Annotated in this window: 17 protein-coding genes; 8 read left to right on the top strand and 9 right to left on the bottom strand. The window is 73.9% G+C overall.

Features of this window, described 5'->3' with window-relative positions:
- The first annotated feature begins 19 nt into the window (after positions 1-19).
- Positions 20-1,561 carry a carboxylesterase/lipase family protein gene (locus BJ961_RS33795; RefSeq protein WP_271416572.1) on the top strand — a complete coding sequence of 514 codons (1,542 nt, stop codon included), beginning with the start codon at positions 20-22 and terminating at the stop codon, positions 1,559-1,561.
- Positions 1,562-1,696: 135 nt separating this feature from the next.
- Here the strand turns inward: BJ961_RS33795 and BJ961_RS33790 are convergent, their stop codons facing one another.
- A complete protein-coding gene (locus BJ961_RS33790) occupies positions 1,697-2,305 on the bottom strand; it encodes a TetR/AcrR family transcriptional regulator (RefSeq protein WP_271416571.1) in 609 nt (202 codons plus the stop codon).
- A gap of 95 nt (positions 2,306-2,400) precedes the next feature.
- On the opposite strand from BJ961_RS33790, the gene BJ961_RS33785 reads away from it, so the two are divergent.
- Positions 2,401-3,150: an SDR family NAD(P)-dependent oxidoreductase gene (locus BJ961_RS33785; protein ID WP_271416570.1), complete on the top strand. Its 750-nt coding sequence runs from the start codon at positions 2,401-2,403 to the stop codon at positions 3,148-3,150.
- A 35-nt stretch (positions 3,151-3,185) separates the two neighbouring features.
- Here BJ961_RS33785 and BJ961_RS33780 read toward each other — a convergent pair whose 3' ends face one another.
- From BJ961_RS33780 to BJ961_RS33765, 4 genes are all read right to left on the bottom strand, one after another.
- A complete protein-coding gene (locus BJ961_RS33780; RefSeq protein WP_271416569.1) occupies positions 3,186-3,773 on the bottom strand; it encodes a TetR/AcrR family transcriptional regulator in 588 nt (195 codons plus the stop codon).
- Position 3,774: 1 nt separating this feature from the next.
- Positions 3,775-4,344: a hypothetical protein gene (locus tag BJ961_RS33775; RefSeq protein ID WP_271416568.1), complete on the bottom strand. Its 570-nt coding sequence runs from the start codon at positions 4,342-4,344 to the stop codon at positions 3,775-3,777.
- A 58-nt stretch (positions 4,345-4,402) separates the two neighbouring features.
- Complete coding sequence (murQ, locus tag BJ961_RS33770; RefSeq protein WP_271416567.1) at positions 4,403-5,338, bottom strand: N-acetylmuramic acid 6-phosphate etherase; 936 nt, start codon at positions 5,336-5,338, stop codon at positions 4,403-4,405.
- A gap of 98 nt (positions 5,339-5,436) precedes the next feature.
- Entirely contained in the window at positions 5,437-6,408 is a 972-nt protein-coding gene (locus tag BJ961_RS33765; protein ID WP_361615909.1) for a MurR/RpiR family transcriptional regulator, read from the bottom strand.
- Between the two features lie 55 nt (positions 6,409-6,463).
- Here BJ961_RS33765 and BJ961_RS33760 point away from each other — a divergent pair, with 55 nt between their 5' ends.
- Together BJ961_RS33760 and BJ961_RS33755 are read left to right on the top strand one after the other, a co-directional pair.
- Positions 6,464-6,856 (top strand): hypothetical protein, encoded by a 393-nt coding sequence (locus BJ961_RS33760; protein WP_271416565.1) that lies wholly within the window; start codon positions 6,464-6,466, stop codon positions 6,854-6,856.
- A gap of 10 nt (positions 6,857-6,866) precedes the next feature.
- Positions 6,867-7,187: a DUF4031 domain-containing protein gene (locus BJ961_RS33755; RefSeq protein WP_271416564.1), complete on the top strand. Its 321-nt coding sequence runs from the start codon at positions 6,867-6,869 to the stop codon at positions 7,185-7,187.
- Here BJ961_RS33755 and BJ961_RS33750 read toward each other — a convergent pair.
- Positions 7,169-8,248, bottom strand: coding sequence for a GNAT family N-acetyltransferase (locus tag BJ961_RS33750; RefSeq protein ID WP_271416563.1), 1,080 nt, complete (start codon positions 8,246-8,248; stop codon positions 7,169-7,171). The genes BJ961_RS33755 and BJ961_RS33750 overlap by 19 nt on opposite strands.
- A gap of 10 nt (positions 8,249-8,258) precedes the next feature.
- Positions 8,259-8,921 carry an HD domain-containing protein gene (locus BJ961_RS33745; protein WP_271416562.1) on the bottom strand — a complete coding sequence of 221 codons (663 nt, stop codon included), beginning with the start codon at positions 8,919-8,921 and terminating at the stop codon, positions 8,259-8,261.
- 98 nt (positions 8,922-9,019) lie between these two features.
- Between BJ961_RS33745 and BJ961_RS33740 the strand changes: the two genes are divergently transcribed.
- From BJ961_RS33740 to BJ961_RS33730, 3 genes are all read left to right on the top strand, one after another.
- Positions 9,020-9,667: a TetR/AcrR family transcriptional regulator gene (locus BJ961_RS33740; protein WP_271416561.1), complete on the top strand. Its 648-nt coding sequence runs from the start codon at positions 9,020-9,022 to the stop codon at positions 9,665-9,667.
- Between the two features lie 33 nt (positions 9,668-9,700).
- Entirely contained in the window at positions 9,701-10,384 is a 684-nt protein-coding gene (locus BJ961_RS33735) for a maleylpyruvate isomerase family mycothiol-dependent enzyme (RefSeq protein WP_271416560.1), read from the top strand.
- A gap of 84 nt (positions 10,385-10,468) precedes the next feature.
- Entirely contained in the window at positions 10,469-11,158 is a 690-nt protein-coding gene (locus BJ961_RS33730) for a copper homeostasis protein CutC (RefSeq protein ID WP_271416559.1), read from the top strand.
- A gap of 124 nt (positions 11,159-11,282) precedes the next feature.
- Here the strand turns inward: BJ961_RS33730 and BJ961_RS33725 are convergent, their stop codons facing one another.
- The gene (locus BJ961_RS33725; RefSeq protein WP_271416558.1) at positions 11,283-13,370 is read right to left on the bottom strand and encodes a HelD family protein; all 2,088 of its coding nucleotides are present in this window, start codon (positions 13,368-13,370) and stop codon (positions 11,283-11,285) included.
- Between the two features lie 292 nt (positions 13,371-13,662).
- Here BJ961_RS33725 and BJ961_RS33720 point away from each other — a divergent pair, with 292 nt between their 5' ends.
- The gene (locus BJ961_RS33720; protein WP_271416557.1) at positions 13,663-13,848 is read left to right on the top strand and encodes a hypothetical protein; all 186 of its coding nucleotides are present in this window, start codon (positions 13,663-13,665) and stop codon (positions 13,846-13,848) included.
- 19 nt (positions 13,849-13,867) lie between these two features.
- Here BJ961_RS33720 and BJ961_RS33715 read toward each other — a convergent pair whose 3' ends face one another.
- The gene (locus tag BJ961_RS33715; protein WP_271416556.1) at positions 13,868-15,514 is read right to left on the bottom strand and encodes a DNA repair helicase XPB; all 1,647 of its coding nucleotides are present in this window, start codon (positions 15,512-15,514) and stop codon (positions 13,868-13,870) included.
- Positions 15,515-15,955: the final 441 nt, after the last annotated feature.

Genomic DNA, 15,955 nt, shown 5'->3' with positions numbered 1-15,955 from the left:
ACGGCGTAGGGTCCGGAGGATGACGATCCCTGGGCACGTCGAGTCAGTGGAACCCGTGGTGCGCACCGCCGGCGGCGCGGTACGCGGCCGGACCGAGGACGGCCTCACCGTCTTCCGCGGCATCCCCTACGCCCAACCCCCGGTGGGAGACGCCCGGTTCGCCGCCCCGCGCCGCGCCCGGACCTGGGACGGCATACGCGACGCGTACGCCTTCGGCCCGCCGCCCCCGCAGGACCTCGGCATCGCGGGGGCCACCGGCGTCCCGGGCGCCGCCGAGGGCGACGACTGGCTGACGGTCAACGTCTGGACGCCCGCCCCCGACCCGGCCGCCCACCGCCCCGTCATGGTCTGGATCTACGGCGGCGCCTACAAGATGGGCCACGCCGGCAGCCCCGGCTACGACGCCCGCCGCATCGCCGCCGACGGCGACGTCGTCGTCGTGACCCTCAACTACCGCGTCGGCATGGAGGGCTTCGCCCACATCGAGGGCGCCCCCGCCAACCGGGGCCTGCTCGACCAGATCGCGGCGCTGGTCTGGGTGCAGGACAACATCGCCGGGTTCGGCGGCGACCCCGACCGGGTCACCGTCTTCGGCGAGTCGGCCGGCGCCGGATCCGTGGCCGCGCTGCTCGCGATGCCCCGCGCGGCCGGACTCTTCCGGCGGGCCGTCGCACAGAGCGTGCCGGGCACGTTCTTCTCCCCCGAACTCGCCGAGGACCTCGGCGCCGCCCTCGCCGCCGAGGTGGGCCTGCGCCCGACCGTCACCGACCTCTCGGACCTCGCCCCGGCCGACCTCGTCAAGGCCGGGCAGGCGCTCACCCCGAAGATGCCCGGCAACGTCGCCCGCTGGGGCCAGGCGGCGCCCACGGTGACCCCGTACGCCCCGGTCGTGGACGGCGAGTTCCTGCCGGTCGCGCCCTGGCAGGCGCTGGCGTCCGGCGCGTCCCGCGGCGTCGACCTGGTCGTCGGACACAACCGGGACGAGAACCGGCTGTTCAGCGCGATGGCCGGCAAGCTCGGGCAGATCGGCGAGGACCGTGCGAACGCCGCGCTGCGCCTGTACGCGCCGGGCGGCGAGGACGCCTACCGGACCGCGTTCCCGGACGCCTCCGCCAACGACCTCTACGAACGCGTCCAGACCGACTGGCTGTTCGGCATGCCCTCCCTGCACCTGGCCGAGGCCCACCTCGCGGGCGGCGGCCGGGCCCACGTCTACGAACTGACCTGGCCCGCCCCGGTCGACGGCGGCGCCCTGGGCGCATGCCACGCCCTGGACGTCCCCCTTCTCTTCGGCACCTTCCAGGCGGACATGGCGCGGCTCCTGTTCGCCGGCGCGGAACCGTCGCAGGAGGCGCTGGCCCTGTCGTCGAGGTTCCGCGCCTCCTGGACGGCGTTCGCCCGCACCGGCGACCCCGGCTGGCCCGCGTACGACACGGACCGGCGCCTGGTCCAGGTCCTGGACACCGAGCCGACGGTCGCGCCGTACCCGGAGGAAACCTCCCGACGCCTGTGGGAGGGCTACGAGTTCGCGCCGCTGCCGTTGGTGGGGCCGCGGGTGTGACCTTCCGGGGTCTCTGCTCGGCCTGTTCGTCGTACCGGCCGCCGTCGGCCTGAGACGTCGCCGTTCCTGAGGCACGGGTCTTGGCGGCGTCCCGGGCGTCCCCCCAGGAGAGCGTACGGCCCCAGGGAGGGGCCGTCAGGCGGGTGGCCAGTTGCGCAGGGCCGTGTCGGCCACCCGCTGGAGGTCTTCCCGGGCGGCGCCCCCGGCGGCCTGTACGGAGATGCCGTTGGCGAATGTCATGAGGTAGCGGGCGATGTGCAGGGGGTCGGTGCCGGGCGGCAGGTCGCCGTCGTCGACGGCCTGGCGGAACCGGTCGCGGAGTTGGTCGACGCCCCCGTTGCGCCAGTCGGCGAGCAGGTCCCGCGCGGCGCGTCCCGTCTCGCCGGAGGCGAGGGAGCCCTGGACGCCCAGGCAGCCGGACGGGCAGTCGGGGCGTGTGGTCGTGTGGACGGCGCCGTTCAGGAACGCCGTGGCGACCTCGCGGGCGGTGGGCTTGCGCAGAGCGCGGGCCACGTAGGCGGCGGGGCCCTCCTCGTAGCGCTGGAGCGCCTTGCGGAACAGGTCCTCCTTGTTGCCGAAGGCCGCGTACATGCTGGTGCGGGTGATGCCCATGGCGCTGGTCAGGTCGGTGAGGCTGGCGCCTTCGTAGCCCTGTTCCCAGAAGATCCGCATGGCCTTCTCCAGGGCCTCGTCGGCGTCGAAACCCCTCGGCCGGCCGATCGGCCCCTTCTGTCGCGTCTCCATGCCCCCATCCTACGCCTTCGGTACCGACCGATACGGATGTGCTACGGTCCATTTCAGTACCGAGCGGTACAGAAAATTCTCGGAAGGCGTTCACCATGGGGCAGCTCGAAGGCAGGACCGCCGTCGTCACCGGCGGCAGCACGGGGATCGGCCTGGCCAGCGCCGTGCGGCTGGCGGATGAGGGCGCGCACGTGTTCATCACCGGGCGGCGCAAGACCGCGCTGGACGCGGCCGTGGAGACCATCGGCGCGCAGCGGGTCACGGCCGTGGCCGGTGACGTCTCGGACCCGGCCGGCCTGGACCGGCTCTACGACGCGGTGCGTGCCCGCGGCCGGGGCCTCGACGTGGTCTTCGCCAACGCGGCGATCGCCACGCTCGTGCCGCTGGAGGAGATCACCGAGGAACGGTTCGACGAGATGTTCCGCGTCAACGTGCGCGGCACGCTCTTCACCGTGCAGAAGGCACTCCCCCTGCTGAACGACGGTGCGTCGGTGATCCTCAACGCCTCCACCGCCGCCGACAACGGCGCGGAGGCGTTCAGTCTGTACGCCGCCTCCAAGGCCGCCGTCCGGACCTTCGCGCGGGGCTGGGCCAACGAGCTCAAGGGGCGCGGCGTCCGGGTCAACGCGATCTCCCCGGGGCCGGTCGACACCCCCGGGATCACGAACCTCTTCGGTGAGGAGAACCGGTCCGCCGCCCACGCGAACCTCGGCGGGAGCATCGCGATCGGCCGGATGGGGCGCCCCGAGGAGGTCGCGGCGGTGGTGGCCTTCCTCGCCTCGGACCAGAGCAGCTTCGTCCTCGGGGCCAACTGGTACGTCGACGGCGGCGAGAACCAGATCTGACCCGGCGGGCCGCCCGGTCAACGGTCTCCGGGCGGCTAGCGGTCCCCGTCCGGCGCCACGATCCGTTCGACCGCCGCCGCCACCAGCTCGTCGCGCTCGGCCGGGGTGAACACGTCCGGCAGGGTGAGCTGCTCGACGATCAGCCAGTTCAGGGTGAGGATGAGCAGCTTGACGGCCGTGGCGTCGCCGGGCAGGCCCGACGCCTCGTGGTAGGCGACGTTGGCCGCGACGTCCTCGCGGACGCGTGCGGTCAGCAGCGCGCGCAGCTCGGGGCGCCGGGTGGCCTCCAGGCGCAGCTCCAGCAGGGCGAGGTAGCCGGTGCGGAACGAGGCGACGCGGTCGACCAGTTCGCGCATCAACTGGACGTAGGTGTCCCGGTCGCGGCCCGCCGTGCGCTGCCGGGCGTAGGTGGCCTCGTCGGGGTGCAGGCGTTCGTAGACCCGGGCGCCCGCCTGGGTGAGCAGGTCGTCGCGGTGGGCGAAGTAGTTGGACGCGGTGCCGGCCGGGACGGCGGCCTCCGTGTCCACCGCCCGGAAGGTCAGGCCCCGGGCACCCTGCGCGGCCAGCACCTCGATCGCGGCGTCGACGAGGGCGGCCCGGCGGAGGTCGTTCCGTCTCACCACGTCAGATGCCGCCCATCGGCTCGATGTCCACCCGCATCGGCGTACCCCACACCCGCAGCACCTCATAGTCCGTGAACTCGTGGACGAGCCGGTACGCCATCGCGGCGTGCGGACCCCGCAGCTGGGCCGCGATGTACAGCTCGGCCTCCCGGCGGTCGCGGCGCGGGGTGCCGCACAGCTGCCACGCCTGGCCGTTCCACAGTTCGGGCAGCCAGCGCTGCTGCGGCTGCGGCCTCTCGCCCCGCATCCCGTACCGGGACTGGACCGGTTCGGTGGGGCGGGCCGGGGCCGGGCCGCCGCCGTACTCGGCGCGGCGGGCGGTGCGGCGGCGGGTCTCGCACAGCAGGCACAGGTCGGGGGCGGCCTTGTCGACCGGGCCGTTCGGATGCTCCGGGCAGCGCGTGCTGGGGGCCGCCGTCGTGACGCTCTCCTCCAGCTGGTCCAGCGCACGCTTCAGGTCCGCGCGGACCTCGTGCAGCTTGGCCTCCGGCGTGTCGACGGTCAGGGCCTCGCCGTGCTCACCGAGGAGACGCAGGGCGCGGCCCAGGGCGGTCAGCTGGGCGTGGTTCATGTCCTTCAGAATCGCACACGGCGCCGACCGTGCCGGGCGCGCGCCCGGCACGGGGCGGTCAGCCGTGCGCCCCCGCGAGCGCCGCCCGCAGGTGACCGTCGGACTCCGCGAGCAGGCGGGCGGCCGTCGGGCCGTCCACGTCGGCCAGCAGGACCAGGATCGCGTGCTTGACCTCGCCGCCGGCCGCCGTCAGGGCACGCTCGACGTCGTCGTCGGCGGCGCCCGTGGCGAGCGCGACGATGCGGCGCGAGCGGGCCCGGAGCTTCTCGTTGGAGGCGCGGACGTCGACCATCAGGTTCCCGTAGGTCTTGCCGAGCCGGATCATCGTGATCGTCGACAGCATGTTCAGGACCAGCTTCTGTGCCGTGCCCGCCTTCAGCCGGGTCGAGCCGGTGAGCAGCTCGGGCCCGGTGACCACCTCGATGCCGTGCTCGGCGGCGGCGGCCAGGGCACTGTCCCGGTTGCCGGAGACGCCGACGGTCAGGGCGCCGAGCGCGCGGGCGTGCTCGACGGCGCCGACGGCGTACGGGGTGCGCCCGGAGGCGGAGACGCCGACCACCGTGTCGTCGGCGGTCAGACCGAGCGCGTCCAGGTCGGTGCGGGCCAGCTCCGGTGCGTCCTCGGCGCCCTCGATCGAGGTGACCATGGCGTCCGGGCCGCCCGCGATCAGGCCGACGACCTGCCCGGGGGCGGTGTTGAAGGTGGGCGGGCACTCCGAGGCGTCCAGCACGCCGAGCCGGCCGGCCGTACCGGCGCCCGCGTAGACCAGGCGCCCGCCGCGCGCCATCCGGGCGGCCACGGCGTCGATGGCGGCGGCGATCTCGGGGAGCCGCTCGGCGACCGCGGCGGGCACGGTGGCGTCCTCGCCGTTCATCAGCCGCGCGATGCCAAGCGTGTCCAACTGATCGATCTCGGCCAGTTCCGGCCGAAACGCTTCGGTGGTCAACGTCTCCAACTGGGAACGCAGATCGGGGTGATGGGGGGTGGAGGTCATGAGGATGCGGCCCTTTTCAACGTCCGGTGTCTGTACATACCTAGGGGCGCGGGGAACTGCGCGACCAGCCACAGCGGACCCGCGGCCCCCCGCAAAGCTCAAGCCCTACGGTCCCCCGCAACCCCGCGGAGCGCCCCGTGCCGATGCGCCAACGCCTCGTAGGACGCCGCCAGAGCCGGCGCGGCCGATTCGTACGTCCGCTGCGCCACCCCCACGAACAGGCAGTCCACGACCAGCAGCTGACTGGTCCGCGACGACATCGCCGCCGGCCTCAGCTCGCTCTCCCGGGCCGTGGACGTGGTCAGCACGTGGTCGGCGTACTGGGTGACGGGGCTGTCGGGGCGGCCGGTGACGGCGATGGTCGTCGCGCCGCGCTCGAAGGCCACCCGCAACGGTTCGATGACGTCCCCCGTGGACCCGGAGTGCGTGATCGCGAGGGCGACGTCCCCGGTGCGCAGCTGCACCGCGTTGGTGACGGCGAGGTGCGTGTCGCCCGGGGCGTGGGCTATGAGCCCTATGCGCAGCATCTTCTGGGTGAGGTCCTGGGCGACCAGCCCGGAGGCGCCGATGCCGTACACGTCGGTGCGGCGGGCGGCGGCGAGCGCGGCGACGGCCGCGCCGAGCTGGACGGTGTCCAGACCGGCGGCGGTGTCGGCGAGGGTCTGCTGCTCGTCGTAGGCCAGTTTCGCGACGACGTCCGCGATCGGGTCGTCGACCGCGATGTCGGTGGTGATGGCGGGCGCGCGGCCGGACTGCTGCTGGGCGGCGAGCCCGGCCAGCGCGAGGCGCAGATCGCGGTAGCCGGGGTAGCCGAGCAGCCGGGCGGTGCGTACGACGGTCGCCTCGCTGGTGCCGGTCAGCTCGGCCAGGCCGGTGACCGTGAGGGCCGCGCAGCCGGCCGGGTCGCCGGCGACCGCCTCGGCGACCCGTTGCATGGACCGGGTCATCGACGGCGCCAGCGTGCGGACCTTGGCCGCGAGGGCGGCGGGCGCGGGCGGCGCGTTCCCACCACCGGCGGCGCGGCGGCCCCCGGACGCGTGCGCGAAAGTTTCCTTCACTTCATCGGTCACTCATGAAAGATATTTTCGTTTCGGTCCGCGGGTCAAGAGTGCGCACAATGGGTGTATGAATCCCATCAGCCCCCTGGAGCAGACGCTGCACGCCGCGCGCGCCCTCGTGCTCGCCGACCTGGTGGCGGGCGAGGTCGCCGAGCCGGACGTCGTGTCGCTGGTCGAGGAGTCCGTCGTGCAGCGGCGCTGGTGGGTCGAGCAGTGGCCCGAGGGTGCGGAGTTCGTGGCCGGGCTGGTCGCCCAGGACGTGCAGGACGCCCTGCTGGAGCGGTACGGCCGCTGGCCGCTGTGCCCGGTGTGCGGCTCCGGCGACCCGCACGCGCTGGACGTCGAACCCGAGCTGGGACCCGACCCGCACTGGGTGTGCGGCAAGGCGGGCGTGAAGGTCGCGGCGGTCGGCTCGCTGGGCGGCGCGGCCGGCGGCGCGACCGGCGGCACCCCTTCGTGAGGCCCCTCCGGTGACGCTGTACATCGACCCGCCGACCTGGCCGGGACACGGCCGCCTGTGGTCGCACCTGGTCAGCGACGTCTCCTACGCCGAACTGCACGCCTTCGCCGCGCTGCTGGGCGTGCCGCGCCGCGCCTTCGAACGCGACCACTACGACCTGCCCGCCCAGCGGTACGCCGACGCGGTGTCCGCCGGCGCCCTGGAGGTCAGCAGCCGTGAGGTGGTGCGGCTGCTGCACGGGGCGGGACTGCGCCACCGCAAGGGCTCCCCGGGCCCCGGAACCGGTTCCGGTCCCTCCGGTCCCTCCGGTCTTCAGCCGCGCAGCTCGTAGGCGAACTGCTCGCCGCCCTCGGCGTCCTCCGCGGCGACCCGGGCGAACCCGGCGCGGACGATGACGGCCTGCGACGCGGTGTTCTCCGGATCCGTCGTCGCGAACACGGACGTCACGTCCTGCCGTGCCAGTGCCCACGCGGACAGGGCGCGCAGCGCCTCGGTCGCGTAGCCGTTGCCCCGGGCCGCCTCGGAGAGGTCGTAGCCGATCTCCACCCGGCCGTCCTCGTCCGGCGGTCCGTGGAAGCCCATGCCGCCGACCGCGCGACCGTCCTCCTCCCGGACGAGCACGAAGACGCCCCACACCGGCCGGTGCGTACCCGTCTCGTACGTCTTCAGCAGCGCTCCGGAGGCGTCCCGGGTGCCCTGGAAGGGGCCGCTGTCGACCCACGCGAAGCCGCCGTCGCCGCCCGCGGCGAGGTCGGCGGCGGCGGCGGGCGTGACGCCCTCGAGGGTGAGCCGTCCGGCCGGGATCACCATGTTGTTGCGCCAGCGCCACTCGGTGACCGGGGCGCGTCCGGCGAGGTCGCCGCGGCCGGTCGCCCACAGCAGGGTGCGCCAGGGGTCGGCGCCGGGCCGGACGTGCGGGAAGATCCGGGTGAGGACGCCCGTGCACAGCTCGGCGGGCGGCTCGTAGGCCAGCCCGAGGGTCTCGGCGATGTCGTGGGTGTGCAGGAACACCTCGGCGACCGCCATCGCGGCGAAGCCCTCGCGGTTCGCGCTGCGGTGCGGGTACGGGTGGAAGGCCCGCACCCCGCGCGGGGTGGTGCGGAGGGTGGCGGCGAGCAGCGCGCCGGCCGTCTCGAGCACCTGGAGCACGTCCTCGTTGCCGGTGCCCTCGTCGAAAGTGATCTCGAAGGGGACCCACGCCTCGGTGGCGCGTCCGGCCAGCTGGCCCGCGTAGGCGACCAGGATGCCCGCGACGTGCTCCGCCGTGTACCGGCAGCTCCACTCGGACCGTCCGGGCCGCGCCGCCTCCCAGTCCCGGTCCGTCGCCGTCCGCAGCAGCGCCACGGCGCCCGCCACGGCCTCTTCCACCTGTTCCCCGCCCATGCTTCGCATGCCGGGCAGGCTAGACGTCCGGGGTGTCCGGGAGCGACAGCATTTCCAGCTCGCCGACGAGGTTGTGGCGGGCGGTCGCCTCCCACTCCCGGCGCCCGTACGGGGTGTGGAACAGGGTGGGCAGGCCGAGGAGTTGCCGGAGGATCTCGGCCCGTCCCCCGCGGAAGGCGTCGTTCGGCACGAAGTGGTACTCCTCGCGCACGGCCGCCGTGTACGCCGCGTACGCCGACGGCGGCGAGGCGAGGACCGCCAGGTCCGCGTCGCACAGCAGCTGCCCGTCGCGGTCGTCGCCGGCCGGGGCGTGGGTGGCGGTGAGCCGGACCAGCCGGGCCACCTCGGCGGTCCGCTCCGCCGCGAGCCCGGCCTCGGACAGGGCGCGTTCGGCGAGCCGGGCCGAGCGCTCCTCGTTCTCGGACCGGTCGGGCCGGTAGACGGCGTCGTGGAACCACGCGGCGAGCCGTACGGCGTCGGGGTCGTCGGCGTGATCGGCCAGCGCGTCGACGTGGTCCAGGACCGCGGTGAGGTGCGCCAGGGTGTGGTAGCGCCGCTGGGGTTCCTGCCAGCGGGTGAGGAGACTCCCGGCGTACGGCGCGGGGTCCGGCCCCGGTGCGGAGCCCCTGGCCCCGTCGAGGGCGCGGGCGAAGCGGGAGCGGAGGGCGTCGAGGTCGACCATGTCCGCATTCTCCCAGATCACTGTCGTGATAGCTTCTAACTGATACGTGAGTCCCGGCCGGGCGGGCCGGGCGGAGGCCGAGAGGCGGCGGGCGGACCATGCCGGAGGCGCGCACCACGACCCCGCGCGAGCGCTACCGCAGCCAGGTGCGCGCGGAGGTCAAGGAACACGCGTGGGAGCAGATCGCCGCGGCGGGGGCGTCCGCGCTCTCCCTCAACGCGATCGCCAAGCGGATGGGCATGAGCGGGCCCGCGCTCTACCGGTACTTCGACGGCCGCGACGAGCTGATCACCGAACTCGTCAAGGACGCCTACCGCAGCGAGGCCGACGCCTTCCGGGCGGCCGCCGAGGCCGGCGCCGACCTGGCCGGACTGGCGCACGTCCTGCGCGGCTGGGCCCTGGACGACCCGCAGCGCTACTTCCTCATCCACGGCACCCCCGTCCCCGGCTACCGCGCACCCGACGACATCACCGAGATCGCCGCCGAGACCATGGCGGTCATCGTCGACGCCTGCGCCGCACTGCCCCCGGACGGCACCGCCACCGCGTTCGACACCCACCTCGACACCCACCGCCGGTGGGCGGGGAGCCGTCCGGCGCCCGCACCGGCCCTGCACCGCGCGCTGTCCTTCTGGTCCCGGCTGCACGGCGTCCTGTCCCTGGAACTCGCCGGACAGTTCACCGGCATGGGCTTCGACCCCGCCCTCCTCTTCGCCGCCGAACTGGACGATCTGCTCGGACGCTGACCGCCCGCCGGGCCCGGCCCTAACGTGGGGTCCATGACGACTTCCGCAGACGTGCACGACGTACGCGACCCCGAACTGCCCGGGCGGCTGCTGACCATCGAACGGGACGCCCTGCTACCGCTGCTGAGGTCCCGGCCGGACGCGGACTTCGCGCTGCCGGTGGCCGCGTGTCCGGGCTGGAGCGTGCGCGACATGCTGGCGCACTGCTCCGCGGCACTGATCCGGGTGGTGGAGAACCGCTTCGAGAAGGGCGTCTTCTCCCCCGAGTGCAACGACCGCGACATCGCGGAACGCGCCGACTGGACCAACGACCGGATCGTCGGCGAACTGGAACGCGGCATGACCGAGGCCGGCCCGGTGATCGCCCGCGCGGGCGGCGTACTGGACGCGGTCGCACTGGGCGAGTGGGTGCACGCCGGTGATGCGCGGACGACCTTCGGCACACCGGGGGCGTACGCGGGGAGCGGGCTGCCGGAGGCGCTCGCGCTGCTCGCCACGATCACCCGCGAGCGCGGTCACGTGCCGCTCCACGCCGACCTCGACGACCTCGACGAGCCCCTGAAACTGGGCGAGGCGAGCGGCGCTCGGCCGCCGGGCCGGTACATCGGCGACGCCGCCACCCTCGTACGGCTCTACGCGGGCCGCCCCCTCGACGGCGCGGCCGGGTACGAGCTGGCCGGCGTGGAGCCGGCGGAGCTGAACATCTTCGGCGGCTGAGCGACGACGCGGGCACCCCGGCCTGCCATCGGGGCGTAGTCTTGGATTGGACTAGACCTGTAGCAGGCCGACGAATGGGGTCTCATGAGCAAGCGTGCAGTCCTGGAGGTGATCGCCCTCGACGTCGAGGACGCGGTCGCCGCCCAGGCCGGAGGCGCGGATCGCCTCGAACTGGTCACCGACATGGCGGCCGACGGACTCACCCCGTCGGTCGCGACCGTCGCCGCCATCCGCGGGGCCGTCGACATCGACGTACGCGTGATGCTGCGGCTCGCGGACGGGTTCGCCGCCGGGGACGTCGAGCGGCTGACACGGGTCGCCGGTGAGATGCGGGAGGCCGGGGCCTCGCAGTTCGTGCTGGGGTTCCTCGACCCGGAGGGCGACGTGGACCTCGGGACGGTGGAGCGGATCGCCAAGGTGCTGGACGGCTGCCGGTGGACGTTCCACCGCGCGATCGACCGCGCCGCGAACCGGGACGCCCTGCGCAAGCAGCTCGCCGACTTCCCGGGCCTCGACACGTATCTGACGGCCGGGGCCGCCGGGGGCGTGGACGAGGGCCTGACGGTGCTGTCCGCGGAGGCGCGGCGGCGGGGGGAGCCCGGGTACGAGCAGCAGCTGCTGGTGGGGGGCGGCCTGCGGCTGGAGCACGTACCGGGCCTGCTGGACGCGGGGATCGACGGGTTCCACATCGGCGGGGCGGCGCGGCCCGCGGGGTGGGCGGGGCCGGTGTCGGCGGACGCGGTCGCGGAGTGGCGGCGAGTGCTCGGCCACTGAGCGTTCGGCTGGGGCCGTGTGCCTGTGCCCGCGCTGGTGCGGGCGCGGGTGGGGGAGCGCGGCCCGGCGTCGCGGGGTGCCGCTGCGCCCACCCGTGCCGCCCCAGCGGCACGACTGCCCGCAGCTAGGTGAGTTGCGGCGGCAGCCCCGTGGCGTGGGTGACGACGAGGCCCGAGACCGCTCGGGTCAGCGCCACGTACAGGCGGCGCAGGCCCGTCCGTTCGTCCGGTTCGCCGTCGACCACGGCCTGCGGCTCGTCCAGGACCACGTAGTCGTACTCCAGCCCCTTGGCCAGCGAGGCCGGGACCAGGGTGAGCCGGGTGGCGCGGGTCGTCTCCTCGCCCGGGCCGACGTACCCGATCCCGGCCGCCGCCAGGGCCGCCGCCAGCTCCGGCACTCTGGCGTCGGCGGCGATGAGGCCGACCGAGCCCTCGCGTTCCAGCAGCTCACGGCACGCGCCGACCACGTCGGCCGTCCCCTCCGGTGCCGTACGGATGTCGAAGAACCCCGGGTTCTCGCGGATCGACGCCACCGGCGTCAGACCCGGCGCGATGTGCGGCAGCAGCCGGGAGGCGTACGCGATGACGTCCGTCGGCACGCGGAAACCGGCCGTCAGCTCCTCGACCACCGCCTCGCCCTTGCCCAGGTGCCCCAGTGCCTCCGCCCAGCTCCGGGTCGCCCACGGCGTGGTGCCCTGCGCCAGGTCGCCGAGGACGGTCGCCGAGCCGGTGGTGCAGCGCCGGCCCACCGCGCGGTACTGCATCGGGGACAGGTCCTGCGCCTCGTCGAGGACCACGTGCCCGAGGGAGTGGGTCCGCTCGACGAGGTCGGTCGCCTCGTCGATCAGTACGGCGTCCGCGGGCGACCACCTGGCGGACTTCACCGAGCGGGCCGGCTTCACCCACAGCACCGCCTTCCGCTCGTCCTCCGTCAGGACACCCTCGGCGTGCTCGGCGAGGAAGTCCGCGTCGGTGAGGAGCCGCAGGACCAGCTTGGCCGGGTCGACCTGCGGCCAGACCGTCTTGACCAGCGCCTTCACGGACGCGTTGCGTGCCACCGTGTTCTGCACCCGGTCGTCCGGCGCCTCGCCCGCCCGCTCCATCTGCACCAGCACGGCGTGCGCGATCCGCTGCGGCAGCGCCTCGCGGGCGGCGCCGTAGCGGATGTCCCGGGCGAGCAGCTCACGGACGATCTCCTCCAGCTCGTACACCGGCACCCGCCAGCGTCGCGAGCCGCGCACCACCACGATCCCCTCGGTGGGCATCGTGACGTGCGCGTACAGGGCCCGGCGCAGCACCTCCGCCATCCGCGCGTCGCCCTTGATCACCGCCGTCGCCGCCTCGTCCGCGCCGCGCACCTCGACGTGGGCGACCAGGTCGTCGACGGTGGCCTGGCGCACCGTCAGCTCGCCGAGCGCCGGGAGAACCTGCTCGATGTAGTGCAGGAAGGACCGGTTCGGCCCGATGACCAGGGTGCCGGTGCGGGCGAGGCGCTCGCGGTGCGCGTACAGGAGGAAGGCGACCCGGTGCAGGCCCACGGCGGTCTTGCCGGTGCCGGGACCGCCCTGCACGCAGACCGAGCCGGCCAGCCCGGCGCGCACGATCTCGTCCTGCTCGGGCTGGATCGTCGCCACGATGTCCCGCATCGGTCCGACGCGGGGGCGCTCGATCTCCTGCTGGAGCAGTTTGCTGGTGGTCGCCGCCTCCGCCGGGTCGAGGAGGTGCTCGTCCTCGTACGCGGTCAGGTCCCCGGCGGTGTAGCCGAAGCGGCGGCGCAGCGACACGTCCTGCGGGTCCTTCTTCGACGCCCGGTAGAACGGCTGCGAGACCGGCGCGCGCCAGTCGATCACCATCGGGTCGCCGTCCGTGTCGTGCACGTGACGACGCCCGACGTGCAGTGTCTGATATGCGGCCTCCGGCCGCGGGCGTTCCCCCTCCCCGCCCTCCGCCTGCTCGGCGCCCGGGGCGTGCAGATAGTCGAGCCGGCCGAAGAAGAGCGGGGTCTCGCTGAGGTCGGCGAGCGCCTTGATGCGCTGCTCGATCTGCGCCTCCAGCACCGCGGCGTTGACCCAGTTCGCGGTCACGTCGGTGATGTCCAGGGACTCGACGTCCTCACGCATGGCGCGCAGGGCGGAACGGGACGCGGCCAGGTGGGCGCGTTCCCGGGAGAGGGGGTCGTCGGAGAGGGCGTCGTCGTGGACGGGCGTGGACAAGGGGGTGCCTCCGGATGACCTGCGGTGCGGTGGGCGCGGGACGCGCGCGGGGGGCCGACCGGTTTCCGTCCGGACGGCAGCGCTCCGTGGGGGAGGCGGGCAAGAGCGGAGATTCTAGGGGAACGGGCCCGGCGCGGGCCAACCGGTTTTCTCCGCCGGGCGCGTCCGACCCCTAGGGGATCGCGTCATCCGCGCTGAGGGACGCGCTCCCTCCAGGGTCGTAGCGCGGGACGACGGAGGTTGGGCCCGCAGACCGATGCCGGACGGGGGTGGGCAGTCGCACCATGGAGACATGAGCGCAGCAACCATCTCCCCCGCCCCGGCACCGGGCCGCGCGTCCGGTGCCACGTCCGTGGCCGGCAGCCACCGGCACCGGCTCGGTGACACCCTGCGCGCCGTCAGGGTGTTCGCCGGTGCCGCCTTCGACGTGGTCGTGCTCGGCGAGTACGGCGAGGAGGCCGGCGTCCGCCGCCACTAGCGAACCCCCGGGGGCCCGCTCAGGCGTCCTCCGCCAGCACCTCGTCCGCGTCCATGATCCGGTAGGCGTAGCCCTGCTCCGCCAGGAAGCGCTGGCGGTGGGCGGCGAAGTCCTGGTCGAGGGTGTCGCGGGCCACGACCGAGTAGAAGTGCGCCTGGTGGCCGTCGGCCTTCGGCCGCAGCACCCGGCCCAGGCGCTGGGCCTCCTCCTGCCGCGACCCGAACGTGCCCGACACCTGGATGGCCACCGTCGCCTCCGGCAGGTCGATCGAGAAGTTCGCGACCTTGGACACCACCAGGACGCTGATCTCGCCCTGCCGGAAGGAGTCGAAGAGCTTCTCCCGCTGGGCGTTGGACGTCTCGCCCTTGATGACCGGCGCCCCCAGGTGCTCGCCCAGCTCGTCGAGCTGGTCGATGTACTGGCCGATGACGAGGATCTGCTGCCCGGCGAACCGCCGCACGATCGCCTCCGTCACCTTCCGCTTGGTGTCGGTCGTCGCGCAGAAGCGGTACTTCTCCTCCGTCTCGGCGGTGGCGTACGCGAGCCGCTCCGAGTCGGTGAGGTTGACCCGGACCTCCACGCAGTCGGCGGGCGCGATGTAGCCCTGCGCCTCGATCTCCTTCCACGGCGCGTCGAACCGCTTCGGCCCGATGAGGGAGAACACGTCCGACTCGCGGCCGTCCTCGCGGACGAGGGTGGCGGTCAGGCCGAGGCGGCGCCGGGCCTGGAGGTCGGCGGTGAACTTGAACACCGGCGCCGGCAGCAGATGCACCTCGTCGTAGACGATCAGCCCCCAGTCCCGGGAGTCGAACAGCTCCAGGTGCGGGTAGACGCCCTTCCGCCGGGTCGTCAGCACCTGGTACGTGGCGATGGTGACCGGCCGGATCTCCTTGCGGGTACCGCTGTACTCGCCGATCTCGTCCTCGGTCAGCGACGTCCGCTTCACCAGCTCGTGCTTCCACTGCCGGGCCGAGACGGTGTTGGTGACCAGGATCAGCGTCGTCGACCTGGCCTGCGCCATCGCGCCCGCCCCGACCAGCGTCTTGCCCGCGCCGCACGGCAGCACGACGACACCGCTGCCGCCGTGCCAGAAGTTCTCCACCGCCTGCTTCTGGTACGGGCGCAGCGCCCAGCCGTCCTCGGCCAGGTCGATCGGGTGCGCCTCGCCGTCGACGTACCCGGCGAGGTCCTCGGCGGGCCAGCCCAGCTTCAGCAGCGTCTGCTTGATCTGCCCGCGCTCGGAGGGGTGCACGGCCACCGTGTCGGCGTCGATGCGGGTGCCGACCAGCGGCGCGATCCGCTTCGACTTCAGGACCTCCTCGAGGACCGGCCGGTCGGTGGTCGTCAGGACCAGCCCGTGCGCCGGGTGCTTGGAGAGGGTGAGGCGGCCGTAGCGGTCCATGGTCTCGGCGATGTCGACCAGCAGCGCGTGCGGCACCGGGTAGCGGCTGTACTCGACGAGGGCGTCCACGACCTGCTCGGCGTCGTGGCCCGCGGCACGCGCGTTCCACAGGCCCAGCGGGGTCACCCGGTAGGTGTGGATGTGCTCCGGCGCCCGCTCCAGTTCGGCGAACGGCGCGATGGCCCGACGGCATGCGCCGGCCTGCTCGTGGTCGACTTCGAGGAGCAGGGTCTTGTCGGACTGGACGATCAGCGGACCATTCACGGGCGGCACCCTTTCGCGTGCGTACGGCCGGACGACGGCTCGGCCAATCCTCAAGTGTGCCTGATCGCGGGGCCCGGCCACCGCGGAGCGGGCCGGACCCCGCAAGGAACGGGGCCCGGCCCGCCGAAGGCCGCCGAAGGGCGGCGGATGCCGCAGGGGTCAGAGGGTGAGGCCCCCGCCGAGGTCGATGCCGACCGCGGCGGCCTCGGCGGCGAACGCCGCGACCAGTGCCGCGGTGGAGGTCAGGACGGTGACGGCACGGCGAACGGCAGTACGCATCGGGTTCTTCCTTTCGGTTCGTCTGCAGGGCACCCGGTGGCTGCCCGACCGCCGGCGCCCCGATGCGGAAGATGAGAAAACCTCCCCCGCAGGTGCGAATCACCCGGCGTGGCGCGCATGAACCACCGCGTACACCCGAACGTGCGCCTCGGGCCGCGCGCC

Origin of the sequence: Streptomyces lienomycini, assembly GCF_027947595.1 — a bacterium.
GTDB lineage: Bacteria > Actinomycetota > Actinomycetes > Streptomycetales > Streptomycetaceae > Streptomyces > Streptomyces lienomycini.
Note: the sequence above shows the minus strand (reverse complement) of the source record. Positions and strands in the feature narration are given on the sequence as shown.